Origin of the sequence: Streptomyces hazeniae (assembly GCF_031845485.1) — a bacterium.
Lineage (GTDB): Bacteria > Actinomycetota > Actinomycetes > Streptomycetales > Streptomycetaceae > Streptomyces > Streptomyces hazeniae.
Window position 1 is genome coordinate 64163 of the sequence record NZ_JAVREQ010000018.1, and the last position, 22723, is coordinate 86885.

25 protein-coding genes are annotated in these 22723 nt (G+C 73.0%); 13 read left to right on the forward strand and 12 right to left on the reverse strand.

The genetic code is table 11. From position 1 onward, the window contains the following. Nucleotides 1-157: 157 nt before the first annotated feature. The 5 genes from RM572_RS19395 (at nt 158) to hutH (ending at nt 6217) form a co-directional block, all read left to right on the forward strand. Complete coding sequence (locus RM572_RS19395) at nt 158-1027, forward strand: biotin--[acetyl-CoA-carboxylase] ligase (RefSeq protein WP_311674619.1); 870 nt, start codon at nt 158-160, stop codon at nt 1025-1027. Nucleotides 1028-1133: 106 nt separating this feature from the next. Then, a complete protein-coding gene (locus RM572_RS19400) occupies nt 1134-2303 on the forward strand; it encodes an adenylate/guanylate cyclase domain-containing protein (RefSeq protein ID WP_394813645.1) in 1170 nt (389 codons plus the stop codon). A 327-nt stretch (nt 2304-2630) separates the two neighbouring features. Then, nucleotides 2631-3431: an enoyl-CoA hydratase/isomerase family protein gene (locus RM572_RS19405; protein ID WP_027764349.1), complete on the forward strand. Its 801-nt coding sequence runs from the start codon at nt 2631-2633 to the stop codon at nt 3429-3431. A 62-nt stretch (nt 3432-3493) separates the two neighbouring features. Next, complete coding sequence (locus RM572_RS19410) at nt 3494-4612, forward strand: GGDEF domain-containing protein (RefSeq protein WP_311674620.1); 1119 nt, start codon at nt 3494-3496, stop codon at nt 4610-4612. Between the two features lie 60 nt (nt 4613-4672). After that, complete coding sequence (gene hutH, locus RM572_RS19415; RefSeq protein ID WP_311674699.1) at nt 4673-6217, forward strand: histidine ammonia-lyase; 1545 nt, start codon at nt 4673-4675, stop codon at nt 6215-6217. A 54-nt stretch (nt 6218-6271) separates the two neighbouring features. On the opposite strand, the gene RM572_RS19420 is transcribed toward hutH, so the two are convergent. After that, nucleotides 6272-6649, reverse strand: coding sequence for a hypothetical protein (locus tag RM572_RS19420; protein WP_311674621.1), 378 nt, complete (start codon nt 6647-6649; stop codon nt 6272-6274). A 371-nt stretch (nt 6650-7020) separates the two neighbouring features. On the opposite strand from RM572_RS19420, the gene RM572_RS19425 reads away from it, so the two are divergent. Further along, the gene (locus RM572_RS19425; RefSeq protein WP_311674622.1) at nt 7021-8277 is read left to right on the forward strand and encodes a L,D-transpeptidase; all 1257 of its coding nucleotides are present in this window, start codon (nt 7021-7023) and stop codon (nt 8275-8277) included. An 80-nt stretch (nt 8278-8357) separates the two neighbouring features. Here RM572_RS19425 and RM572_RS19430 read toward each other — a convergent pair whose 3' ends face one another. Further along, entirely contained in the window at nt 8358-8909 is a 552-nt protein-coding gene (locus tag RM572_RS19430) for a type 1 glutamine amidotransferase domain-containing protein (RefSeq protein WP_311674623.1), read from the reverse strand. A 233-nt stretch (nt 8910-9142) separates the two neighbouring features. Between RM572_RS19430 and RM572_RS19435 the strand changes: the two genes are divergently transcribed. Further along, on the forward strand, nt 9143-9562 hold the full coding sequence (locus RM572_RS19435) for a hypothetical protein (protein WP_311674624.1): 420 nt from the start codon (nt 9143-9145) through the stop codon (nt 9560-9562). 163 nt (nt 9563-9725) lie between these two features. Here the strand turns inward: RM572_RS19435 and RM572_RS19440 are convergent, their stop codons facing one another. The 6 genes from RM572_RS19440 to mca all read right to left on the reverse strand — a co-directional run bounded on the left by RM572_RS19440 (nt 9726) and on the right by mca (nt 13490). Next, a complete protein-coding gene (locus tag RM572_RS19440) occupies nt 9726-10094 on the reverse strand; it encodes a hypothetical protein (protein ID WP_311674700.1) in 369 nt (122 codons plus the stop codon). Between the two features lie 126 nt (nt 10095-10220). Then, entirely contained in the window at nt 10221-10880 is a 660-nt protein-coding gene (locus RM572_RS19445) for a GOLPH3/VPS74 family protein (protein ID WP_311674625.1), read from the reverse strand. Between the two features lie 110 nt (nt 10881-10990). Beyond that, nucleotides 10991-11569, reverse strand: coding sequence for a DinB family protein (locus RM572_RS19450; protein WP_311674626.1), 579 nt, complete (start codon nt 11567-11569; stop codon nt 10991-10993). Nucleotides 11570-11664: 95 nt separating this feature from the next. After that, the gene (msrA, locus tag RM572_RS19455; protein ID WP_311674627.1) at nt 11665-12330 is read right to left on the reverse strand and encodes a peptide-methionine (S)-S-oxide reductase MsrA; all 666 of its coding nucleotides are present in this window, start codon (nt 12328-12330) and stop codon (nt 11665-11667) included. Nucleotides 12331-12373: 43 nt separating this feature from the next. Continuing rightward, nucleotides 12374-12613 (reverse strand): RAMP4 family protein, encoded by a 240-nt coding sequence (locus RM572_RS19460; protein ID WP_311674628.1) that lies wholly within the window; start codon nt 12611-12613, stop codon nt 12374-12376. Between the two features lie 4 nt (nt 12614-12617). Beyond that, nucleotides 12618-13490, reverse strand: coding sequence for a mycothiol conjugate amidase Mca (gene mca, locus RM572_RS19465; protein WP_311674629.1), 873 nt, complete (start codon nt 13488-13490; stop codon nt 12618-12620). A gap of 95 nt (nt 13491-13585) precedes the next feature. Between mca and RM572_RS19470 the strand changes: the two genes are divergently transcribed. Together RM572_RS19470 and greA are read left to right on the forward strand one after the other, a co-directional pair. Next, nucleotides 13586-14008 (forward strand): DUF4307 domain-containing protein, encoded by a 423-nt coding sequence (locus RM572_RS19470; RefSeq protein WP_311674631.1) that lies wholly within the window; start codon nt 13586-13588, stop codon nt 14006-14008. 197 nt (nt 14009-14205) lie between these two features. After that, nucleotides 14206-14703, forward strand: a complete 498-nt coding sequence (gene greA, locus RM572_RS19475) for a transcription elongation factor GreA (RefSeq protein WP_027764335.1) — start codon at nt 14206-14208, stop codon at nt 14701-14703. A 76-nt stretch (nt 14704-14779) separates the two neighbouring features. On the opposite strand, the gene RM572_RS19480 is transcribed toward greA, so the two are convergent. From RM572_RS19480 to ilvA, 3 genes are all read right to left on the reverse strand, one after another. Then, complete coding sequence (locus RM572_RS19480) at nt 14780-15643, reverse strand: ABC transporter permease (RefSeq protein ID WP_311674632.1); 864 nt, start codon at nt 15641-15643, stop codon at nt 14780-14782. Then, nucleotides 15640-16674 (reverse strand): ATP-binding cassette domain-containing protein, encoded by a 1035-nt coding sequence (locus tag RM572_RS19485; RefSeq protein ID WP_311674633.1) that lies wholly within the window; start codon nt 16672-16674, stop codon nt 15640-15642. The genes RM572_RS19480 and RM572_RS19485 overlap by 4 nt, the downstream gene beginning before the upstream one ends. Before the next feature lie 322 nt (nt 16675-16996). Then, nucleotides 16997-18328, reverse strand: coding sequence for a threonine ammonia-lyase (gene ilvA / locus RM572_RS19490; RefSeq protein ID WP_311674634.1), 1332 nt, complete (start codon nt 18326-18328; stop codon nt 16997-16999). Nucleotides 18329-18723: 395 nt separating this feature from the next. On the opposite strand from ilvA, the gene RM572_RS19495 reads away from it, so the two are divergent. The 3 genes from RM572_RS19495 to RM572_RS19505 all read left to right on the forward strand — a co-directional run bounded on the left by RM572_RS19495 (nt 18724) and on the right by RM572_RS19505 (nt 20142). Then, nucleotides 18724-19173: a MarR family winged helix-turn-helix transcriptional regulator gene (locus tag RM572_RS19495; protein ID WP_027764333.1), complete on the forward strand. Its 450-nt coding sequence runs from the start codon at nt 18724-18726 to the stop codon at nt 19171-19173. 208 nt (nt 19174-19381) lie between these two features. Continuing rightward, nucleotides 19382-19897: a sigma factor-like helix-turn-helix DNA-binding protein gene (locus RM572_RS19500; RefSeq protein WP_311674635.1), complete on the forward strand. Its 516-nt coding sequence runs from the start codon at nt 19382-19384 to the stop codon at nt 19895-19897. Continuing rightward, nucleotides 19894-20142, forward strand: a complete 249-nt coding sequence (locus tag RM572_RS19505; RefSeq protein ID WP_027764331.1) for a hypothetical protein — start codon at nt 19894-19896, stop codon at nt 20140-20142. Before RM572_RS19500 ends, RM572_RS19505 begins: the two co-directional genes overlap by 4 nt. Before the next feature lie 113 nt (nt 20143-20255). Here RM572_RS19505 and RM572_RS19510 read toward each other — a convergent pair whose 3' ends face one another. Further along, nucleotides 20256-21407 carry a cystathionine gamma-synthase gene (locus tag RM572_RS19510; protein ID WP_311674636.1) on the reverse strand — a complete coding sequence of 384 codons (1152 nt, stop codon included), beginning with the start codon at nt 21405-21407 and terminating at the stop codon, nt 20256-20258. A gap of 88 nt (nt 21408-21495) precedes the next feature. On the opposite strand from RM572_RS19510, the gene RM572_RS19515 reads away from it, so the two are divergent. Next, the gene (locus tag RM572_RS19515) at nt 21496-22680 is read left to right on the forward strand and encodes a hypothetical protein (RefSeq protein ID WP_311674701.1); all 1185 of its coding nucleotides are present in this window, start codon (nt 21496-21498) and stop codon (nt 22678-22680) included. The last annotated feature ends 43 nt before the right edge of the window (nt 22681-22723 follow it).

The following is a 22723-nucleotide window of genomic DNA, read 5'->3' on the forward strand; positions in this document are numbered from 1 at the left end:
GTGGTCGGTCGTCAGCGCAGCCCGCTGCGCTTTTCTCCCTCCGCCTTGCATCTGCACGCTCCCCCAGGGCTTCGCCTGGGAGGTGCCCCCATGACGCCGCCCCGCCCGCCCTCCGGGCGGACGGCGCTACTTTCGAAACACGACCTAGGGTGACCGCATGAGCTCCGAGAACCCCGGCGACCGGGGAAGCCGCTGGTCCGACCTCGACCGTCCGCCGCTCAACGCCACAGCCCTCCGGGACGCCCTCGTCCGCCCGGACACCCTGTGGACGTCCCTCGACGTCCTGGACAGCGTCGGCTCCACGAACACCGTCCTGGTGGAGCGGGTGCGGGCCGGCGAGGCGGGCGAGGGCTCCGTGCTGGTGGCCGAGGAGCAGACCGCCGGCCGCGGCCGGCTGGAGCGCGGCTGGAGCGCCCCGGCCCGTTCCGGGATCTTCCTCTCGGTCGCCCTGGAACCCGCTCCGCCGGTGCAGCGCTGGGGCTGGCTGCCCCTCCTCACCGGGGTGGCGGCCGCGGCGGCGCTCGCCCGCGCGGGGGGTGTGGACATGCTCCTCAAGTGGCCCAACGACCTCCTCACGGAGATCGGCGACGAGGAGCGCAAGATCGGCGGCATCCTCGCCGAGCGGGCCGGGGAGCGCATGGTCGTCGTCGGACTGGGCCTGAACGTCTCGCTGCGCGAGGAGGAGCTGCCGGTGCCGCAGGCCGGGTCGCTCGCCCTGGCCGGGGCGCCGGGACGGGACCGGGACCCGCTGCTGCGGGCCCTGCTGCGCTCCCTGGAGACCTGGTACGGCCGTTGGCGTGACGCGGACGGCGACCCTGCGGCCTGCGGGCTGCTGGAGGCGTACGCGGCGGGCTGTTCCACGCTCGGGCGCGAGGTGCGCGCGGAGTTGCCGGGCGGCGAGTCGGTCACCGGCGAGGCCGTCGCGGTGGACGGGGACGGGCGTCTGGTGCTGGCCACCCAGCAGGGTCTGCAGCGGCCGGTCGGCGCAGGTGACATCGTTCATCTCCGCCCCGCCCGAGGAGAGTGAGCGGGGGCACACCTGACGTATTGTGGTCATTCGGCGGACCCGGGAGAGATCGGAAGGGCAGTGCACAGGGGCGACGGGACCTGGCAGGGCCGACAGGGAGCGGGCAGTGGCCGTGGATGAGCCGGACGAGCCGGACACCCCCGACGACCCGTCGACCGCGCCCGCGCCCCCGTCCGCGGAGGCCGGTGCGGAGGCGGGCGGGGACGCCCGTCCGGAGGGCGACTCGGGGGCTCAGGCGCCGAGCGACGGGCCGAAGGGACTGAGCGACGATCCCAGCGCGCTGAGCATCGAGGAGCTGATCCTCGGCGCCGGGCGGCAGTACACCCCCTTCCAGGCGGCCCGTGCGGCGGGCGTGCCGATGGAGCTGGCGTCCCGTTTCTGGCGGGCCATGGGGTTCGCCGACGTGGGGCAGGCCCGCGCGCTGACCGAGGCGGACGTGCTGGCGCTGCGGCGTCTGTCCGGTCTGGTCGAGGCGGGGCTGCTGAGTGAGCCGATGGCGATCCAGGTGGCGCGTTCCACCGGGCAGACCACGGCCCGGCTCGCCGACTGGCAGATGGACTCCTTCCTGGAGGACCTGACCGAGCCGCCCGAGCCCGGCATGACCCGCAACGAGGTCACCTACCCACTGGTCCAGCTGCTGCTGCCGGAGCTCGAGGAGTTCCTCGTGTACGTGTGGCGGCGGCAGCTCGCGGCGGCCACCGGCCGAGTGGTGCAGGCGCAGGACGACGACGACACCGTCGCCCGCAGGCAGGCCATCGGCTTCGCCGACCTCGTGGGCTTCACCCGGCTGACGCGCCGGCTGGAGGAGGACGAGCTCGGTGAGCTGGTCGAGGCGTTCGAGACGACGGCCGCGGACCTCGTGGCGGCGCACGGCGGGCGGCTGATCAAGGCCCTGGGCGACGAGGTGCTGTACGTGGCGGAGGAGGCCGGGACCGCGGCGGAGATCGGGCTGCGGCTGATCGAGACGCTCGGCAACGACGCGACGATGCCCGAGCTGCGGGTGGGGATCGCCTTCGGGACGATGACGAGCCGGATGGGCGACGTCTTCGGCAACACCGTGAACCTGGCGAGCCGGCTGACGTCGATAGCGCCGAAGGACACGGTGCTGGTGGACGGGGCGCTGCGGTCGGAGCTGACGGGGGCGGGGCATGCGCCGGAGTCGGAGAAGGAGACCGAGGACCTGTCCGGGTTCCGGTTCGCGCTGCAGCCGCTGTACCAGCGGCCGGTGCGAGGGCTCGGTGTGGTCGAGCCGTGGCTGCTGACGCGGCGTTCGTGAGGGGCGGGCGCGGGCGCGGGGCGGTGGCTGGTGTGTGGGTGTGGGTCGGGGGCGTGGGCTGCGGTCCGGGCCGACGACCCGGAAACCCATGATTTACGGGCCGCGTTCTCGGTGAACGGTGGGCACGACTCGTATTTCGCGGCCCACACATCACGGGCAAGTGTTTCCGGGCGCATCGGCCCTGCCCTCCGCCCACGCCCCCTCACGTCGACGGGGGCGCGCGCCTGCCCCTGGGCCCGTGCCTTCGGAGGTCGGTCGTCGCCGTTCGGGCTGGGGGCTGCCGCGGGTACGCTCGCGCGGAAACGAGCGTTCACAAGGGAGGCGGCTGTGAGGACGACCAGGTACGGCGAGTTCGTCGAGGTGCGGGTGGACGAGGCCACGCATGTGGCGGAGCTCGTGCTGGACCGGCCGAAGGCGATGAACGCCGTGTCGACGGGGATGGCGCGGTCCGTCGCCGAGGCGTGCGAGGCGGTGGCGGGGGACGCCGGGGCGAGGGTGGTCGTGCTCACGTCGACGCACGAGCGGGCGTTCTGCGTGGGTGCGGACCTGAAGGAGCGGAACTCCTTCACGGACGCCGAGCTGGGGCGGCAGCGGCCGCACGCGCGGGCGGCGTACACCGGGGTGCTGGAGCTGCCGCAGCCGACGGTGGCCGCGGTGCACGGGTATGCGCTGGGCGGCGGGTTCGAGCTGGCGCTGTCGTGTGACGTGATCGTCGCCGACACGACGGCGGTCGTCGGCCTGCCGGAGGTGTCGGTGGGAGTGATCCCGGGCGGCGGTGGGACGCAGCTGTTGCCGCGCCGGGTGGGTGCGGCGCGGGCTGCGGAGCTGATCTTCACGGCGCGGCGGGTGGAGGCCGCGGAGGCGCGGGAGCTGGGGCTGGTGGACATCCTGGCGGCCGAGGGTGCGGACCGCGAGGAGGCGCTGGAGCTGGCCGGGAGGATGGCGGGGAACTCGCCGGTGGGGCTGCGGGCGGCCAAGCGCGCGCTGCGGACCGGGTGGGGGATGGACCTGCGGGCCGGGCTGGAGGTCGAGGACGCCGCATGGCGGACGGTCGCGTTCTCCGGGGACCGTGCGGAGGGCGTCGCGGCGTTCAACGAGAAGCGCAGGCCGGAGTGGCCCGGAGAGTGACGCCCCCTGTCGGAAATGGCGTGCTCTGCACTGTTTCAACGGAAAACTTCTAGTGTGGACGCATGGCAGAGGACGGGCGGCTGCGGGCGGTCGTGGAGTTGGCGCAGGCCATGGCGGCCGCGCACACCTCGGTCGAGGTCGCGCACGCGGCCGCCGCGGGGGCGCTGCACGCCATAGGGGGTTCGTTCGCGGCGGTGTCCCAGTGGGAGCGGGAGCACGGCCGGCTGCGCGTGCTGGTGAACGTCGGGGACCTGGTCGGTGGGGAGGAGGAGTTCCCCGCCGACGAGTCCTACCCGGTGTACGACTTCCCCGAGATCACCGAGGCGCTGCACGAGCGCTGGGTGGCGGGTGGCGAGCCGCACGCGTGGATCGAGACGGCGGACGGGCCTCCGACGGGGAGGGTGGCCGGGCTGCGGCGGCGGGGGAGGTCGTCCTGTGTGGTGGCGCCCATCGTGCTGCACGGCCGGGCCTGGGGTGAGCTGTACGTGGCGCGGGGCGCCGAGGCGGAGGCTTTCGGCCGGGTGGACGCGGATTTCGCGACGGTGCTGGCCGCGATCATCGCGGCCGGCGTCGCGCAGAACGAGCGGCTGGAGGAGGTGCGCAGGCTCGCGTTCACCGATCCGCTGACCGGGCTCGCGAACCGGAGGGCGGTGGACGTGCGGCTGGACGAGGCGCTGGAGCGGCACCGCCTGGAGGGGGAGGTGGTCAGCCTCGCGGTGTGCGACGTCAACGGGCTGAAGCGGGTCAATGACGTGCACGGGCACGAGGCGGGGGACCGGTTGCTGGCCCGCTTCGGCGCGGTGCTGTCGTACTGCGGGGCGCTGCTGCCGGGGGCGCTGGCGGCGCGGCTGGGCGGTGACGAGTTCTGCCTGCTGTCGGTGGGGCCGACCGCGGACGAGGTGGTGCGGGCGGCGGAGGAGCTGTGCCGCCGGGCGGGTGAGCTGGAGCTGGGCGACGGGGTGTCGGTGGGCATCGCCTCGACGGGCGACCCGATCGGGCAGGTGCTCTCGGCGCGGCGGCTGTTCCGGCTCGCGGACGCGGCGCAGTACCGGGCGAAGGCGGCGCGGGCGCGGAAGCCGGTGGTGGCGGGGCGGGACGGCGGGGTGGACGACCCGGTGGTGCGGATGGCCGACGCTCCGGCCCGGCCCGGCCGGGAGCGGCGACGGTTCCGCGGGGCGTGAAGAATCGTTTGGCCGCCGTGACAGATCTGAATTCAGTCTTTAGGGTGACTGAATATGAGTATGCACACCGTCGTGGTCGAGACGTCCGGACTCCGCGCCGAGGACGTCGTCGCCGTCGCCCGTGACGCCGCCCGGGTCGAGCTCTCGAAGGACGCCCTGAACGCCGTCGCCGCCGCGCGACGGCACATCGACGAGCTGGCGGCCAAGCCCGACCCCGTCTACGGCGTCTCCACCGGCTTCGGTGCCCTCGCCGTCCGCCACATCAGCCCCGAGCTGCGCGCGCAGCTCCAGCGCAACATCGTCCGCTCGCACGCGGCCGGGACCGGCCCGGCGGTGGAGCGCGAGGTCGTCCGCGCGCTGATGTTCCTGCGGTTGAAGACCGTCGCCTCGGGCCGCACGGGTGTGCGTCCCGAGGTCGTGCAGACCATGGCCGACGTGTTGAACGCGGGCATCACCCCCGTCGTGCACGAGTACGGCTCGCTGGGGTGCTCCGGCGACCTGGCCCCGCTGTCGCACTGCGCCCTGACCCTGATGGGCGAGGGCGACGCGGAGGGGCCGGACGGGACCGTGCGGCCCGCGGGGGAGCTGCTGGCCGAGCACGGCATCGCGCCCGTGGAGCTGCGGGAGAAGGAAGGGCTGGCACTCCTCAACGGCACCGACGGCATGCTCGGCATGCTCGTCATGGCCTGCGCCGACCTGGCGCGGCTGCACACCTCCGCCGACATCACGGCCGCGCTGTCGCTGGAGGCGCTGCTGGGCACCGACCGGGTGCTGGCGCCGGAGCTGCACGCGATCCGCCCGCATCCGGGGCAGGCCGCCGCGGCCGCCAACATGCTCAAGGTGCTCGAGGGCTCCGGCCTCACCGGCCACCACCAGGACGACGCGCCGCGGGTGCAGGACGCCTACTCGGTGCGCTGCGCCCCGCAGGTCGCGGGCGCGGGCCGGGACACGCTGAGCCACGCCCGTACGGTCGCCGAGCGCGAGCTGGCCGCGGCGGTGGACAACCCCGTGGTGCTCCCGGACGGTCGCGTCGAGTCGAACGGCAACTTCCACGGGGCCCCGGTGGCCTACGTGTTGGACTTCCTCGCGATCGCGGCCGCCGACCTGGCCTCCATCTCCGAACGCCGCACGGACCGGCTGCTGGACAAGAACCGCTCGCACGGTCTGCCGCCCTTCCTCGCGCACGACGCGGGTGTCGACTCCGGGCTGATGATCGCGCAGTACACGCAGGCGGCGCTGGTGAGCGAGCTGAAGCGACTGGCCGTGCCGGCCTCGGCGGACTCGATCCCGTCCTCCGCGATGCAGGAGGACCACGTCTCCATGGGCTGGTCGGCGGCGCGGAAGCTGCGCACCGCGGTCGACAACCTGACGCGCGTCGTGGCCATCGAGCTGTACGCCGCCGCGCGTGCGGTGGAGCTGCGCGAGGCGGACGGTGGCACGGCGTCGCCCGCGAGCCGTGCGGTGCTGGCGGCCGCCCGGGACGCCGGCGTCGGCGGGCCGGGCGAGGACCGCTTCCTGTCACCGGACATGGCGGCCGCCGAAGTGTTCGTGCGGGGCGGCGGTCTGGTGGCGGCGGCGGAGTCGGTCACGGGTCCGCTGGCCTGAGCACGCGGGTCCGGCGCGCGTGATCTGCGTCGCGCGCCGGGGGCACGGGAGCTGTCAGCGGCGCGCGCGGACGGCGCGGGTGCGGGCGGCCAGCAGTCCGCCCGCACCCGCGAGGCCGACGGCGCCGAGTACGTACGGGGTGGTGTCCGCCCCGGAATCCGGGTGCAGTCGGGGACCGGCCACCGCGCCGGGGTCGGCGGCGGCCTGGACCTCCGCGGCGGCGGTACGCATCTGCTCGCCCGCCGGTGGTTCGGAGGAGGCCTGCGCGGACGGCACGAAGCCGAGCGCGAAGAGCAGACCGGCTGCGGCGGCTGCCGTCGCAAGTGGCCGCCGGTGCGCGGACACAGTGGACAAAACGGGCATGAAGCCCCCTCGGTGCATCGCCCTCGCGAGGCGGGGGACGCGTGTGGTGCGGACGGTGCGGCGGCTCATGTTAGTGATCATCATCCTCACGCGGAAGACCCGTTGGCGCGTCGGGGAGGTGTAGCTCCCACGAGGCTGGGCAGGCACCCGTAACGGCCCGGGCTGACCTGGGCGGCTGGACAGGGTCGCATCCGGGGCCGAAGACTCTCCCGGGGGCGCGGGTGTGCAAGTCCCGCGCCATGCACGGCAGGGCGAGAGACATCACAGGGCATCACGATCAGGTGTCGTGCCCCACAGTTTCATCCGAGGTGGAACGGATCACAGACAGATTGCGTTTCCTTCCGTAGAGCTGGGAGATGCCTTGCCCGTTTGCCGGTAAGGCCCCGCAGCTGGTCTGGTCGGGGAGTCCAGGGACTCAGCAAGCAGATGGAGAAGGTGTGATGACGGTGGGGAAGCACCGCAGGGGCATAGCGGCGGCGGCTGCGCTGCTGAGCGGTGTTCTGACGCTGACCGCCTGCGGTGGCGGTGACGCCTCCGGCGAGGAGGGCGGCGAGAAGAAGGCCGACTCGCAGAGCAAGGTCGACCAGGCCGCCGCGGAGGACGCCTCGGCGGCGAGAATAGCCATCTCTCCCAAGGATGGCAGCGACGACGCGAGCATCAACAGCGCCGGCAAGGTCACCGTCGCCGACGGCAAGCTCGTCGAGGTGACCATGACCGCGTCGGCGACCGGCGCGGAGGTGGCCGGCACGCTCTCCGGCGACGGCAAGTCCTGGAAGCCGGACGGCCAGCTGGAGCGGGCCACCCGGTACGAGATCCGAGCGGAGGCCGAGGACGCGGAGGGCCGCGAGGCCCACGAGGCCTCGTCGTTCACGACGGTCTCCCCGGAGAACAGCTTCATCGGCTACTTCACGCCGGACGACGGCAACACCGTCGGCGTCGGCATGCCGGTCTCCGTCAACTTCGACAAGCCGGTCGAGAACAAGGCCGAGGTCCAGAAGGCGATCGACGTCAACAGCTCCAGCGGCCAGGAGGTCGTCGGCCACTGGTTCAGCGACACCCGGATCGACTTCCGTCCCGAGGACTACTGGCAGGCCGGTTCCGAGGTCACCCTCGACCTCGACCTCGACGGCGTGGAGGCGTCCAGCGGCGTGTCCGGCGTCCAGGACAAGACGGTCACCTTCCAGGTCGGCCGCTCGCAGGTCAGTACGGTCGACGTGAAGGCCAAGAAGATGACGGTGATGCGGGACGGCAAGACCGTCAAGACCTTCCCCATCTCCGCGGGCAGCGCCGAGAACCCGACCTGGAACGGCGAGATGGTGATCTCCGAGAAGTTCGAGGAGACCCGGATGAACGGCGCCACCGTCGGCTTCACGGACGACGACGGCGAGGGCGAGTACGACATCAAGGACGTGCCGCACGCCATGCGGCTGTCCACCTCCGGCACCTTCATCCACGGCAACTACTGGGCCGCCGACAGCATCTTCGGCTCCGCCAACACCAGCCACGGCTGCGTCGGCCTCAACGACGTGAAGGGCGCGGACGACCCGGCGCAGGACGGCGCCTGGTTCTTCGAGAACTCGCTCATCGGCGACGTCGTCGTGGTCAAGGGCTCGCCGGACAAGGAGATCGAGCCTTCCAACGGCCTCAACGGATGGAACATGTCCTGGGCCGACTGGCAGGCCGGCTCCGCGATCTGACCCGCCACGGGCCGCAGGCCCGGCACGGCATGCGAAGCGCCCCCGAACACCGCGGTGTTCGGGGGCGCTTCGCATGCCGGTCACCCGCTCGCGCCGCTCGCCTTCGCGAACTCCTCCAGGAACGCCGCCTCGAACGCCTTCAGGTCGTCCGGCCTCCGGCTGGTCACCAGCGTGTTCGGGCCGTCGGCACACACCCGCACCTGCTCGTCCACCCACGTCGCCCCGGCGTTCCGCAGGTCCGTCGCCAGGCTGGGGAACGAGGTGAGGGTGCGGCCCCGCACCACGTCTGCCTCGATCAGCGTCCACGCCGCGTGGCAGATCGCGGCGACCGGCTTGCCCGCGCTGAAGAAGCCCTTCACGAAGGCCACCGCGTCGGGGTCCATCCGCAGCAGGTCGGGATTCGCCACACCGCCGGGCAGCACCAGCCCGTCGTAGTCGGCCGCCGTCACGTCGTCGACCTTGCGGTCCACGGGGAAGGTGTCGGCCTTGTCCAGGTGGTGGAAGGCCTGCACACGGCCGTCCGTCGTGGACACCAGCTCGGGTGTGCCGCCCTCGTCGGTGACCGCCCGCCAGGGGTCGGTCAGTTCCATCTGCTCCGCGCCCGCGGGAGCCACGAGAAATGCCACCTTCACGCTCGTCACGTCCTCTCCGGCACATCGGTTGTTCCGGCCGCAGGGGCGCCGGAACCGCTGCGGCGGGCACGGCCCGGGTGTCCGCACCGGAGCGGTTCATGCGGGCGGGGTGACGAGTTGCAGGACCCCGGTGCCCTCCCTAGCGTGAAAACGCAGCCGGTCACCACGTGACTACGGAAAGTGCTGCCTTCCCGGACTCCCGTCCCCTGGAGTCCCCGTCCCCTGGAGAACACATGCTTCACTCCACCATCAGCAAGCTGGCGGTCTTCGTCGCCGGCGGTGCCGTCACCGCGCTCGCCGCCGTCGGCCCCGCGGCCGCCGCCCCGGCCCTCCCCGAGGGCGGCGGCAAGGTCCACAAGGGCTGGACGAAGACCTGGACCTGGGTCCACGAGCGCCCGAGCCACCGTTCGGACAAGATCGACAAGCTGCGCCCGCACACCAAGGTCTACATCAAGTGCAAGGTCCGCAACGAGGGCGAGACCTGGTACAAGCTGGCCAAGCGCCACGGCTGGGTCGACGCGGACAAGGTCAAGACCCACGACTGGATCCCGCGCTGCCGCTACACCGGCTGGAACGACATGTCCGAGTCGGGCCCGCTGTCGGACTACCAGTCCGCGCCGGCCGCCGACTTCGGCGGTGAGCCGCTCGGCTGACCGTCGCGCGCCACACCCCGCGCGGGGCCCTGATCGCGGGCGGGGAGGGGCGGAGGCCGGGTGCACTCCACCCGAGGCCGCCGCCCCTCCCCGCCCCGCGGCGCGTCCGGACGACGGGTCCGGGCGCGCCGGCGTGTGCGGGCGACGGAGCCGGTGCGGCTACTCACAGCTCACGTTCCAGGCGGATCGCCCGGCGCAGGTCCTCCCGGGCCGTGGTCCCCTCGCCCTCGTAGTGCTCGAGCATCGCCTCCGCGATGGCGTCCAGCTTCTGCTGGATCGCGTGCTCGGCGCGTCGCTCGGAGTTCTTCAGCAGCGCGAGGAGCAGCAGGTTCACCGAGGTCAGGGCGTCGCCGGCGAGGACCAGCCAGGGCACCGGCACATGCACGAAGTGGACGGCGACGACGCCGGCGATCATCAGGATGCAGGCCGCGAAGAACAGTGGCGAGCTCGTCACGTTCGACACGCGCTCGGAGAACCGCTCGAAGACTCCGCGTTGGCCGCCGCCGCGTTCGGCCGGATGCTCAAGTGTCATGCTCACCGGGTTTCCCCGGGTCCGGGCGGCGACCCCCGCCCCGCCCGGCCGGGTGACCCGAACGGCGCAGCGGGGCCGCACGATCCTCGGATCGTGCGGCCCCGCTGCGCGGGTGGGCCGTGGCCGTCAGATGCCCGCGGCCCCGGCTCCGGTGCTGCTCACCACGACCGCGATGATGATCGCCTCGGCCTGGTCGATCGCCCGGCGCACCGCGGGCTGCACCCACTGGCCCTTCGCGATCTCCTCCATGCGGGAGTCGACCTTGCGGCGGTCCTCGCCGGGGAAGGCCAGTTTGCCGAGCTTGGCGCCGCGGATCAGCGCCACCAGCGACGCCGTACGCTCGTCCGGGTCGGCGCCGCGCAGCACCACCGCGCCCAGCCGCGCGCGCAACTCCTCCTCCGGCGCGCCGTCCGCCTCCGGATAGCGGGTCACGGGGAAGAGGCCGAGCACCTTCTTCTTCTCCTCGCGCACCAGCCCGCGCGCGATCAGTGACTCGGTGGTGCCCTCGCGCACGCACTTCGCCCGTTCCATGGCCTTCTTGACCTTCAGGTCCGGCCCCTTCTCCGCGATCGCGGCCAGCGCCGTGTCGAGGTGCGGCACGCCCAGCGGCGACGCGTCCACGACCTTGGCTCTGTCGTCCTCGACCTCGACCCGTCCGGCGAGGACCAGCTCGACCAGCGCCCCGCCCGCGAGCGCCCAGTGCGTGCCGTCCTTCGCCTTGGCGGCACCGCTGTCGTCGTCGAGGGAGAGGAGCATGACCTCTTCGGCCAGTGTGAGTCGCGTCATGCCACGCCGCCTGCCCGGCCGGTACCCGGCCAAACGCCGGCCGCGCCGGCGCAGGGCGGTTCCTCAGTGGCTGCCGGACGAGGCAACCGCGCCGGGCGTGCGCGCGTCCTCTACTCGCCCACCCTGCCGTCGATCCGTTCCCGCAGCAGGTCCGCGTGACCGTTGTGGCGGGCGTACTCCTCGATCATGTGCACCAGCACTTCGCGCAGCGAGAGCGGCTGCCCGTCGTGCTCGACGGTGAGGTCCATGCTCGGGGCGTCGGCGGCGAACCTCTCCGCGAACGCGACCTCCTGCCGCCAGACCCGCCACGCCTCCTCGACCGCCGCCGCGTCGCCCACGGCGCCGTCGAAGTCCCAGTCCCGGTCGTCGGGCCTGCGGAACGGCCGTTGCCCCTGCTCGCCGGCCAGAACCTTGCGGAACCAGGCGTGTTCGACTCCCGCGAGGTGCCGGACCAGGCCCAGCAGCGACATGTTCGACGGCGGCACCGAACGCCGTGCCATCTGTTCCGCGTCGAGGCCCGCACACTTCACCTCCAGCGTGAGCCGCTGGTCCCGCAGGTAGCCGGTGAGCGTGGCGCGTTCGCCCTCGTACGGGTCCTGCGACCGCGGGTCGTCGTCGGGGTGCACGAACATGTCCTCCCACGCGAAGGTGCGCGTGGGCGTCTGCTCCGGGTCTGTGGTGTCTGCCATCCCCGGAGCATCCGTCATCGCGGCACGGGGCGCCACGGGATTTCCGCGCCGGGGCCGTGCGTCCGGCGCGCGGTGACGCGGCTGCGACCGCGAGTTCAGCCGTCGGTGCGGGCGACGCCGACCGGGCAGGAGACGCCCGTGCCGCCGATCCCGCAGTAGCCGCCCGGGTTCTTGTCCAGGTACTGCTGGTGGTAGGCCTCGGCGGGGTGGAACGGCCGGTCGGCGGCGGAGAGCACGGTGGTGGTGATGTCCCCGTGCCCTGCGTCGGCGAGGACCTTCCGGTACGCCTCGCGGGACGCCTCGGCCGTCGCCTGCTGGGCGGGGGAGTGGGTGTAGACGGCGGAGCGGTACTGGGTGCCGACGTCGTTGCCCTGGCGGTTGCCCTGGGTCGGGTCGTGCGCCTCCCAGAAGACCCGCAGCAGCTCCTCGTAGGAGAGCTGCGCAGGGTCGAACACGACCCGGACGACCTCGGCGTGGCCGGTCATGCCGGAGCACACCTCGTCGTAGGTGGGGTTCGGGGTGTGGCCGCCCTGGTAGCCGACCAGGGTGGTCCACACGCCGTCGGTCTGCCAGAACTTCCGTTCCGCGCCCCAGAAGCAGCCGAGACCGAAGTCGGCGACCTCCAGGCCCTCCGGGTAGGGGCCGGCCAGCGGGTTGCCCAGCACCGTGTGCCGGTCCGGCACACCGAAGGCGGGCTCGTCGCGGCCGGGCAGTGCCTCCTCGGCGGTGGGCAGCGTGTTCTTGTGTCGGCCGAAGAGCATGGTGTCTCCCTACGGGGGCGGGGCGAGGGGCCGGTGACGGACGTCAGGCGTGCCGCGTGCCGCCGCCCGCCTTCTTCGCGGTGTCGGTCGCGGACTCGGAGGCCGGGGCCTCCTCGAAGTCCACGCGCTTCATGTGTGTGTTCATGGACTTCATCAGCATCCACACCGCCAGGCCGATGACGGCGAAGACGAGGAAGCCGAGGACGCCGGGGCTCACCTTGCTCTCGTCCAGCTCCTTCGCGAGCGGCAGGAGCTGGACGAGGCTGGTCTGTGTCGCGCTCATGGGGTCAATTCTCCCGGATGCCGGAGAAGAGGTCGTCCTCGGGGAGGGAGGTGTCCACGAGCGACTTCGCGAGCTCGTACTCCTCCGTCGGCCAGACCTCCCGCTGGATCTCCAGCGGGACGCGGAACCAGCCGCCGTCGGGGTCGATCTGGGTGGCGTGCGCGATGAGGGCCTTGTCGCGGATCTCGAAGAAGTCCCCGCAGGGCACGAACGTGGTCAGCTCGCGCTCCTTGCGCTGGAACTCCTTGAACCGCTCCAGCCACTCGCCGTACGGCGACTCCAGGCCGCGCTCCAGCAGCGCCTCGTGCAGCGCGCGGGTGCGCTGCGGGTTGAAGCCCTGGTTGTAGTAGATCTTCTGCGGCTGCCAGGCCGGGCCGGCGTCCGGATACCGCGTGGCGTCGCCGGCGGCCTCGAAGGCGGCCATGGAGATCTTGTGGGTCATGATGTGGTCGGGGTGCGGGTAGCCGCCGTTCTCGTCGTACGTGGTCATCACGTGCGGACGGAAGGAACGGATCAGCCGTACCAGCGGCTCGGCCGCCGTCTCGACGTCCTGGAGGGCGAAGCAGCCGTCGGGCAGCGGCGGCAGCGGGTCGCCCTCGGGGAGGCCGGAGTCGACGAAGCCGAGCCACGCCTGCTCGACGCCCAGGATCTCGCGGGCCTCGTCCATCTCCTTGCGGCGCACCTCGTGGATGTTCGCCTCGATGTAGGCGTCGCCCTGGAGCTTGGGGTTGAGGATGGAGCCGCGTTCACCGCCCGTGCAGGTCGCGACCAGCACGTCCACCCCCTCGGACACGTACTTCGCCATGGTCGCGGCGCCCTTGCTCGACTCGTCGTCGGGGTGCGCGTGCACGGCCATCAGTCGGAGCTGCTCAGTCAAGGCTCGATCCTCGTTGTCTCGTCACGTCAGACGGCTTCTATAGTGACCGAACGAGACCCCCGCCGTATTCCCGCCCCACCCGAGTAGGACCTGCCATGGCCGACACCCGTGCCCGCCCGCCCGAGGGCCGCTACGGCCGCTCCGGCGCGGTTGCCGGCGGCCGCGACTCCGAACGGGGCCTGCGCACGGTCGGCGCCGTGCTGGGGGTGGCGCTGCTCGCTCTGGTCGGCTGGTTCGGCTGGTCCTACGTCGCCGGCTCGGAGGTGAGCGGCTCGGTCATCACCTTCCGCAAGGTGTCGGACGAGTCGGTCGAGGCGCGGCTGGAGATCCACAAGGACGCCGGTGTGACCGGGGTGTGCACTGTGCGTGTGCTGGGTATCGAGGGCGGTGTGGTCGGAAGGAAGGACGTGCGCGTCTCCGGCGGCGCCGAACGTGTCGACCCGGTGGTGACCGTGCGGACCACGGGCCCGGCGGCCCGCATGCAGCTCGTCGGCTGTCACGGGGCGGCGGACGGCTGAGCGGCCCCGGGCGGACGGTCGCGCGGTCCCGCGGCGTGCGGGGAGAGCGACGTCACGCGAACGGAGGGACACCGTCCGTCCACACTTCTTCCCTTTTCCGCCGGAATTGTTAGGCTCGTTGTTTCCGCCCGCCCGTCTCGGCGCAGCCTTACGGGCAGGGCGTTGTTTTGTGTACCCGGTACCGACGAGGAGCGACCGTGACCCAGACCAGCGACAACGTCACCTGGCTGACCCAGGAGGCGTACAGCCAGCTCAAGGCGGAGCTGGAGTACCTGTCGGGTCCTGCACGCACGGAGATCGCCAAGAAGATCGAGGCGGCGCGTGAGGAGGGAGACCTCCGCGAGAACGGCGGCTACCACGCGGCCAAGGAGGAGCAGGGCAAGCAGGAGCTGCGCGTGCGGCAGCTGACGCAGCTGCTCGAGACGGCCAAGGTGGGCGAGGCCCCGGCGGACACCGGTGTGGTCGCCCCCGGCATGGTGGTGACGATCGCGTTCGACGGTGACGAGGACGACACGCTGACGTTCCTGCTCGCCTCCCGTGAGTACGCCAGCGCCGACGTGGAGACGTACTCCCCGCAGTCCCCGCTGGGGAACGGCGTGAACGGCAAGAAGGTCGGCGAGGACGCCGAGTACGAGCTGCCGAACGGGAAGATGGCGTCGGTGCGCATCCTGGAGGCCAAGCCCTACCAGGGCTGAGTGCCGCCACCACGGACACGGCGAAGGGCCCGGACGCCGCGCGGCGTCCGGGCCCTTCGCGCGTACCGCGGTCCGGTCAGCCGGAGGCGGACTTGTACTTCCGCACCGCCAGTGTCCGGAACACCGCGATGATCAGCACCGACCAGATGAGCGAGGCCCACGCCGGGTGCTGCATCGGCCAGGCGTCCGGCACCGGATAGCCGGGCGCGACGTTGCCGAACAGCTCGCGGGCCGCCTGCACGGTGGCGCTGAACGGATTCCACTCGGCGATGTGCTGGAGCACGGTCGGCATGTTCTGCGACGGCACGAACGCGATGGAGATGAACGTCAGCGGGAACAGCCAGATCAGGCCGCCGGAGGTGGCGGCCTCGGGAGTGCGCACGCTGAGGCCGATGAGGGCCCCGATCCAGGTGAACGCGTAGCCCAGCAGGAGCAGCAGGCCGAAGCCGGCGAGCACCTTCAGGGCGTTCTCGTGCGTGCGCCAGCCGACGAGGAGCGCGACCAGCGCCAGCACCACCAGGGTGAGGGCGGTCTGCACCAGGTCGGCGAGCGTACGCCCGGTCAGGACGGCGCCGCGGGCCATCGGCAGCGACCGGAAGCGGTCGATCAGGCCCCTGTGCATGTCCTCGGCGATGCCCGCGCCCGCGCCCGCCGTGGCGAACGTGACGGTCTGGGCGAAGATGCCCGCCATCAGGAACTCGCGGTAGGCGCCGGGGTCCAGACCGGCTCCGGGCACGTTGATCGACCCGCCGAAGACGTAGGAGAAGAGCACCACGAACATCACGGGCTGGATCAGTCCGAAGATGACCATCTCCGGGATGCGCTTCATGCGGATCAGGTTGCGCTTGGCGACGATCAGCGAGTCGGTCACCGACTGGCTCAGGCCGCCCTTGGCCACGGGCGCCGGCTGCGCCGCGACCTTGCTCTCGGTGACGCTCACCGGGATGCCTCCTTCGTGGTCCCGGCCTGGCCGGTGGTGGTCGTGTCGTCGGCGGCCGCGGCGTCGGGGCCCGGCCGGCCGTTCTCCCGCTCCTCGGCGGCGTGGCCGGTGAGGGAGATGAAGACGTCGTCGAGGGTCGGGCGGCGCAGGCCGATGTCGTCGATCTCCACGCCGCGGGTGTCGAGTTCGCGGATGACCTCGGCGAGCAGCTTCGCTCCGCCGGTCACCGGCACGGTGAGCTTGCGGGTGTGCTCCTCGATGACGGTGTCCCCCTTGCCGAGGCCGCGCAGCACGGTGTCGGCGGTGGGGAGGTCGTCGCGGTCGTGCACGACGACCTCGACGCGTTCGCCGCCGGTCCTGGCCTTGAGCTGGTCGGACGTGCCGCGGGCGATGACCTTGCCGTGGTCGACGACGGCGATGTCGTGCGCCAGGCGGTCGGCCTCCTCCAGGTACTGGGTGGTGAGGAGGAGCGTGGTGCCGCCGGCGACCAGCTCCTCGATGACCTCCCAGAGCTGCTGGCGGTTCCGCGGGTCGAGGCCGGTGGTCGGCTCGTCCATGAACATCACGGGCGGGCTGACGACGAGCGCCGCGGCGAGGTCGAGCCGGCGGCGCATGCCGCCGGAGTAGGTCTTGGCGGTGCGGTCGGCGGCGTCGGCGAGGTTGAACCGCTCCAGCAGCTCGCCCGCCCGCCGCTTCGCGTCGCGGGCGGACATCTGGTAGAGCTGCCCGACCATCTGGAGGTTCTCCCGGCCGGTCAGGTACTCGTCGACGGCGGCGAACTGGCCGGACAGGCCGATGTTGCGGCGGACTTCGGTGGGACGGCTGAGCACGTCGATCCCGGCGACGACGGCTCTGCCGCTGTCCGGTCGCAGCAGGGTGGTCAGGACGCGGACGGCGGTGGTCTTGCCGGCGCCGTTCGGGCCGAGCAGACCGAGCACGGTCCCCTCGGGCACGTCGAGGTCGACGCCGTCCAGAGCCTTTACGTCGCCGAAGGTCTTGACGAGACCTTCGGCGTGAATGGCGCCTGGCATGTGGCACTCCTGGTGAAGGGTCGGAGGACTTCGGAAAAGGTGCGGGCCGCGCGCGGGGCGCGGCGTGGGTGCGCGGTCCCGGCCGGGAGTCGGCGCGGGTGCGGGTGGGCGGGGGTGCCGGGCGGTGCGGCGGGACGACCACTCTCCCCCCATGCGATATATCGCGTCAACCGGAATACGAGACAGTCGCGAGTGCCCTGCGCCGGTGGTCCGACGGGTGGCGGTGGGGGCGAGGTGCCGGCCGAGGTGCCGTCGCCGGGCGGGGCGGCCGCTTCCGCGTCGCGGTGGACGCGTCGCGTCGGACGGGCGGCTTCCGCGGACGTCAGCTCACGACCGTGTAGCCCGCCGCGCGCAGGGTCGCCGACAGCTCGACGCAGTGCTCGGGTCCCTTGGTCTCCAGATGCAGCTCCACCTCCACCTCGTCGAGCCCGAGCCGTGGTTCGGTCCGGACATGACTCACGTCGAGGACGTTAGCGTCGGCCACTGACAACTCCCCCAGGAGCGCCGCCAGCGCGCCCGGCCGGTCCGACAGGCGAAGCCGCAGCGACAGGTAGCGCCCGGCGGCCGCCATGCCGTGCCGCAGCGTCCGCTGCAGCAGCAGCGGATCCACGTTCCCTCCGGAGAGCACCGCGACGAGCGGGCCCTCGAAGGCGCCCGGGTCGGTCATCACCGCTGCCACGGAACTCGCCCCCGCAGGCTCCACGACCAGCTTCGCCCGCTCCAGGCAGAGCAGCAGTGCGCTGGACAACGCGTCCTCGGAAACCGTACGGACCTCGTCCACGAGAGCGCCAACGATTTCGAACGGTACGTCTCCCGGCCGCCCCACCTTGATGCCGTCCGCCATGGTCGACATCGCGTCCAGCGCCACCGGCCGGCCCGCCGCCAGCGACGGCGGATAGGCCGCCGCCCCCTCCGCCTGCACCCCGACGATCCGCACATCCGGACGGAAGCGCTTCACCGCCACCGCGATCCCGGCCGCCAGCCCGCCGCCGCCGACGCCCACCACGATGGTGCGCACCTCCGGGCACTGCTCCAGGATCTCCAGCCCCAGCGTCCCCTGTCCGGCCACCACGTCCGGGTGGTCGAACGGATGGATCAGCACGCCGCCGGTCTCCGCGGCGTACTCCTCGGCGGCCCGCAGGGACTCGTCCACCACCTGCCCCTGCAGGACAACCTGCGCCCCGTAGTCCCGCGTCGCCGCCACCTTCGGCAGCGGCGCCCCGACCGGCATGAACACCGTCGAGCGGACGCCGAGCAGCGCCGCCGCCAGCGCCACGCCCTGCGCGTGGTTCCCGGCGCTCGCCGCCACCACCCCGCGGGCCCGGTCCTCCGGGGACAGGCCCGCTATCCGCACGTACGCCCCCCGCAGCTTGAACGACCCGGTGCGCTGGAGGTTCTCGCATTTGAGGTGCACCGGCGAGCCGACCAGCCCGGTCAGGTAACGGCTCCCCTCCAGCGCGGTCGTACGGGCCACGCCCTCGAGGGTCTTCTGCGCGGCCCGGACGTCGTCGACGGTGACGGCGAAGGCGGACGGGACGGCGTCGTCGAGCGGAGTGGAGGGGGTCGTAGGGGCGGCGGCTTCTTCCGGGCCGGCGGAGTACGCGGCGCCCGCACCGGGGGTCCCGGTGCGGGGCTCGTCGGGGCGGGTGACCATGCGGTCAGTCTGGCACCAGCCGCGCAGTCCGGCCCCTCCGATGCCGAACCGTTTCGCCTCCCCGTCCCCCCCGCCCGCCACGCGCACAGGGCCCGAACCCCCGCTCTCCGAAGGCCAACCGCCGCCGTCGCAGCGGTACGCCACCGGGGCCGTTGCGCGTACTGTGGTCCACACACTCTCCCCGCCGTCCACCCTCTGCATCCACCGAAGAAGCGAGCATCCCGGCCATGCCCACGCACCCGGAACTGACGACCGAGAACCCCGACACCCCCGAGGCGTCCGGCCGCGCATCCGCGCCCGCCGCCGAACCCGCCGCCGACGGCCTCCTGCCGCCCGACGGCTCCGCGGCGGACGGCGACGCCGCGGCATACGGCGGCGACAGCGCGGACGACGCCATGGCATGCGTCTTCGACGCCATGCAGCACCAGGTGGCCGTTTTCGCGCGCCGCGCAGAGCAGACCCGGCTCGGGGGTGTGGGGCAGGCCCGCAACTCCATGGACCGTGCCGCCTACCTGCTGCTCCACCGCCTGGACCGGGAGGGCCCGATGGGAGTCAAGGCCCTCGCCGCCGGCATGGGCATCGACTCCTCCACCGTGACCCGGCAGGTCGCTCCGCTCGTCGACTCCGGCCTGGTCAAACGCACCTCCCACCCCGAGGACGGCCGCGCCGTCGTCCTCCAGCTCTCGCCGCGCGGCTCCACCCGGCTGGAACAGGTCCGGTCCTCCCGTCGCGCCCTCATGGAACGGCTGACCGACGGCTGGAGCGAGAGCGAACGCGCCACCTTCTGCTCGCTCCTCACCCGCTTCAACACCGCCCTCTCGACCGCCGGGCTCCTGCCCCGGTAGCCGGCGGCACCCCCGACACCTCCCGCACCCCCGAGGGCGCTCGCGCGCCCCGGGGGAGACGGGACGGCTCCCGCATCGGCCCCCATGAGTGGCCCGGCCCCCGCACCCGGCCGCCCCACGTCGCGATCCGGGTGATCCCGGCCCCACCGTCCTCTTGATTCGATCACCGTTCCTGCATTCCCATGAGGAGAACGGGAGGCGAACATCGGTGGAGACGCGTCAGGTGTCGCAGGAACGTCGCCGCGCCCAGGAATTCGAAGCGTTCGTCGCGGGAGCCGGCGGGCGGCTGCTCCATGCCGCCACGCTGCTCACGGCAGAGCCGGCGGAGGAGTCCCCGCTCGCGGAGGACCTCCTGGTCGGCGCCCTCGCCCGCACCTACGCCGACTGGGAACGGCTGCGCGGCGACGACCCGTACGACCACGCGCGGCTGGAGCTCGCCGGCCGCTTCGCCCACAACGCCTGGCGCTACCGCAGGGCCCGAGGCGGCCTCCTCGGCCGTCTCGCCCCCCAGGAGCGGCTCATCCTGGTGCTGCGGCTGTACGAAGGGGTCGCCGAGGAACAGGTGGCCGCCGCGCTCGCGCTGCCCGTCGAACGGGTCCGCACGCTCTGCAGGCGCGCGACCACGACCCTGCGGTCCCGCCCCCCGGCCGTCCCCGAGGGCACTTCGCGGGGGAACCCGCCGGCCGCCCAGTCCGGCCCGGCACGGGAGAAGGTGGCGCCGTGAGCCCGTTCGACCGCAAGGAGAGCGAGGTCCGGCGCATGCTGGACGCCGCCCACACTCCCGTCCCCGCCGACCTGGCCGCCCGGGCGAGCGCCCGCGGCGCCCGCCTCCTGCGCCGCCGCCACGGCCTGCACGTGACGCTGTGGACGCTGGCCGCCGTCGCGGCCGTGCTCTTCGCCGCATGGGCGGCGACCACCCAGCCCTGGGCCGTGCCGCACACCCAGCCGCCACCCGTCTTCACCTGGTGACACGCCGACGCCGGGCGCCCCTGCACAGGGGACGCCCGGCGTCGGCGTGTCCGGCGACGTGCCGGTCCGGCGGCGTACGGGTCAGGCGGCGTACGGGTCAGGCGGCGTACGGGTCAGGCCAGCGCCTGCGACAGGTCCGCCACCAGATCGTCCGCCGACTCGATGCCCACCGACAGCCGCACCAGGTCCGCCGGGACCTCCAGCGCCGATCCCGCCACCGAGGCGTGCGTCATCCGGCCCGGGTGCTCGATCAGCGACTCCACACCGCCCAGCGACTCGCCCAGCGTGAACAGCTTCGCCCGGTCGCACACGCGCACCGCGGCCTCCTCGCCGCCCCGCACCCGGAACGACACCATGCCGCCGAAGCCGCGCATCTGCTTCGCCGCCACCTCGTGACCCGGGTGCGACGGCAGACCCGGGTAGTACACCTCCGTCACCGCGGCGTGCCCGGTCAGCAGGTCCACGATCCGCGCCGCGTTCGCGCTGTGCCGGTCCATCCGCACCGCGAGCGTCTTGATGCCGCGCATCACCAGCCAGGCGTCGAACGGGCCGGCCACCGCGCCCATCGCGTTCTGGTGGAAGGCCAGCTCCTCGCCCAGCGCGTCGTCGTTCACCACCAGCGCACCGCCGACCACGTCCGAGTGGCCGCCCATGTACTTGGTGGTCGAGTGCACCACCACGTCCGCACCGAGCGCCAGCGGCTGCTGCAGGTACGGGCTGGCGAAGGTGTTGTCCACCACCAGCTTCGCGCCGGCGGTACGGGCCACGTCGGCCAGCGCCGCGATGTCGCTGATGCCCAGAAGCGGGTTCGACGGCGTCTCCACCCAGATCACCTTGGTGTGCTCGGTGACCGCCGCACGCACCGCCGCCGGGTCGGAGGTGTCCGCCACCGACCACTTCACGCCCCAGGCCTCCACGACCTTCGCGAACAGCCGGAACGTGCCGCCGTACGCGTCGTTCGGGATCACCACGTGATCGCCGGGGCGGAGCAGGGCGCGCAGCAGGCAGTCCTCCGCCGCCAGGCCCGACGCGAACGCCAGGCCGCGCCGGCCGCCCTCCAGCGCGGCCAGGTTCTCCTCCAGCGCGGTACGCGTCGGGTTCGCCGAGCGGCTGTACTCGTAGCCGCCGCGCAGGCCGCCCACGCCGTCCTGCTTGTACGTGGACACCTGGTAGATGGGCGGCACGACCGCACCGGTCGCGGGGTCCGCCGCCTGCCCGGCATGGATGGCCAGGGTCTCGAAGCTCTGAGGGTTCCGGTCGTTCATGAGGCCCACGGTAGCGGGCCGTACCGTGGAGGCAGACACGCTCGACCGAACCCCGGTCGAATCCCTCCACCCGCCGGAGAACGCCGTCATGGAAGCGCTGTTCCTGCTGATCGTCCTCGCCGCCCTGTTCGGCGTGCTCGTGGTGCCCGCGATGCGGCGCCGCCGGCTCGCCCGCGAGGCCGCCGGCGGGCACCTCACCGCGATCTCGCCCGAGGCCGCGTACGGCTTCGCGGCCCCCGCGGAGCTGGACGTACGGCTGCCCGGCCCCGACCCGCAGCTCGTGGACGCCCTCGACGAGGCCCGCACCCGGCAGGACTGGGAGCAGATCGCCCGGCTCTTCGCCCTCACCGGCGACGAGTGGGAGCTGCGCTGGCAGCGCGTGCAGTCCGCCGCCGGCGCCGCCGCCAAGGAACTCGCCGAGGCCCGCACCGCCTCGCCGGCACCGGAACCGGACGCCGCGCCCACGGCCGACGCCGTGTCCTTCCGCAAGGACCCGGCGCCGACCGCCGCCGTCCCGGACGCGAGCTGGCTGCGTCAGTGGCGCGCCGAACGGCCCCAGGACCCCTCCGCCGCCCAGGTCTACGCCCAGTTCCTGGTCTGGCAGGGCCTCGCCGAGCCGCCCGGCACCGACTCCCACCGCATCATCCTGGAGGAGGCCCGCACCGTCTGCCGCGAGGCCGCCGCCCTCGCCGACGCCGACCCGACCCCGTACCTCACCGAACTGGTCGTCGCCCGCGCCCTCGGGGACCGCACCGCCGACTTCGAGGCGCTGTGGTCCGAGGTCACCCGCCGCGCCCCCCACCACATGGGCGCCCACCTCGCCGCCCTCCAGTACTGGGCCGAGAGCGGCCGCGGCTCCAAGCAGCAGGCCGACGCCTTCGCACAGACCGCCGCCGCGCACGCCCCCGAGGGGACCCTGCTCCCGGCCCTCCCGCTCTTCGCCCTCTACGAGCACCTTCCCGAGGTCAACGTCGTCCGCGGCCTCTACCGGAGCGCCGACGTCGAACGGGCCATCGAGGCCGCGGAGTTCGCCGTCGACCAGGTCGAGGACGACCACCCGGTCCGCCCGCACGTCCTGCACCTGCTGGTCTGCCTCCTGGTCCGCGCCGAGCGCTACGAGGAGGCGCTGGAGGCGCTGCGCGTCGTCGACGGCTACGTCGGCGCCCTCCCCTGGGCCGCCGCCCCCGACCCCGTCGCCGCCTACGTCGCCTACCGGGCCCTCGCCGTCGCCGGCCACCACTCCTCCGCGGACCCCCGCTCCCCCCGCACCTGACGCCGTCGGCCCTCGGCATCCGGCCTCCGGACGGGGGCCGGGG